Source organism: Brunnivagina elsteri CCALA 953 (genome assembly GCF_002289455.1).
Taxonomy (GTDB): domain Bacteria; phylum Cyanobacteriota; class Cyanobacteriia; order Cyanobacteriales; family Nostocaceae; genus Brunnivagina; species Brunnivagina elsteri.
This window is the reverse complement of the sequence record NZ_NTFS01000741.1, coordinates 1-1,407: the sequence shown is the minus strand read 5'-3', so window position 1 is coordinate 1,407 and position 1,407 is coordinate 1. Positions and strand designations below refer to the sequence as shown.

At 35.7% G+C, this 1,407-nt stretch carries 1 protein-coding gene and 1 pseudogene; one reads left to right on the top strand and one right to left on the bottom strand.

Annotated elements, in window-relative coordinates; all coding sequences use genetic code 11:
- A partial coding sequence (locus tag CK510_RS30365; protein WP_143289525.1) for an N-acetylmuramoyl-L-alanine amidase occupies positions 1 to 761 on the top strand: 761 nt, incomplete at its 5' end.
- Positions 762 to 1,212: 451 nt separating this feature from the next.
- On the opposite strand, the pseudogene CK510_RS32215 reads toward CK510_RS30365, so the two are convergent.
- Positions 1,213 to 1,407, bottom strand: a pseudogene (locus CK510_RS32215) (Uma2 family endonuclease); the annotation flags it as partial.

Below are 1,407 nucleotides of genomic sequence, written 5' to 3'. Positions count from 1 at the left end.
AAGTGCAATTAGACAGATTGAGTTTTAATTTAAATCAAAAACCTTCATCGATTTGTCATAATTTGGAAACACAAAAACCACAGCCACAATCAAAACCAATACAAACAACTAATCCAGTTAGCAAACCCCAATCATTACCCAAACCAGTATTTGCCACTACGGGAACTTTTAGAAGCTATAAACCCAAATATACAATTGCTTGGGCTGACTCAAGTAACTACGGAGATAGATTTGCTACCGATATTAATGGTACACCTTTGGCTAATTCTCCGATTATTGTTCTCCATGAGACTACAAATTCTGCACAAAGCGCTGTCAATACTTTTAAGAGCAATAATAGCGGAGATGAAAATAAGCAAGTTAGTTATCACACGTTAATTGCCCGTAATGGTTTGGTAGTGTATTTAGTTCCACCAGATAAGCGTGCTTTTGGTGCTGGTAATTCTGTATTTGAGGGTAATAATGGTGTGGAAACGGTGCAGACTAATCCCACTTTAAACCCATCTGTTAACAATTTTGCTTATCATGTTTCTTTGGAGACTCCTCCTGATGCTTGGGGCAAAAATGTCACTAGTCATAGTGGATACACAGATGAGCAGTACTATGCCTTAGCTTGGTTGATTGCCCAAAGTGATGTTCCTGATGATAGGATTACCACCCATCGTTCTGTAGACCGTTCGGGACAGCGAATTGACCCTGTGAGTTTTGATTTTGATAAGTTCTTGAATATACTTCGTACCTTTAGAGTAAAGAATAGTTAGGAATTAGGAATTACAGCAGATTTCAGGAAATTGAGATATGTCCAACCCATCGGAAAATCCGTAGGGGTGGGGTTTTCCCACCCTAGTTAGTGTTTCGCAAAAGTCGAACATGCGGTATATTAAATTTGGGTAAATATATACAATTAGAATACCTAATAATTCTTATGGTTTAAGAAGAAGGTTAATTTGATATTAGAAGAATTTAGAGACTTGCAGAAAATAAAATATCCCAACTATAGATTTATCAATCGATCGTATTATTCGTAAGGGTAGGGAAACCCTACCCCTACGGTATTTTTTTATGGAATCGAATCAGAAATAAAACTTAATTATAGTCTTTATTCCTTGCTATGAATTGATTTTAAATTGTTGAGACTTTCTATAAAACTGTGATTTTAATGCCGTACCATAAAACCAACGCAAGAACCGATATTTCTTGGTGTTTCCCAGTTTATGAATCACTATTAAATTTTCTTCGCAATTCTCGCATTGCTGCACTTGAATTTCGTTCTTGTGCTATTTGCAAGCTCTCTTGAACAATTTCGGCAATGTTTAAATTGGGAAAATAACGACTATTATTTTGAAGTTGATAATTATCACTTTCTAAGGCATAAATCTTCAGTTGCTTACCTTTATATAACCACAC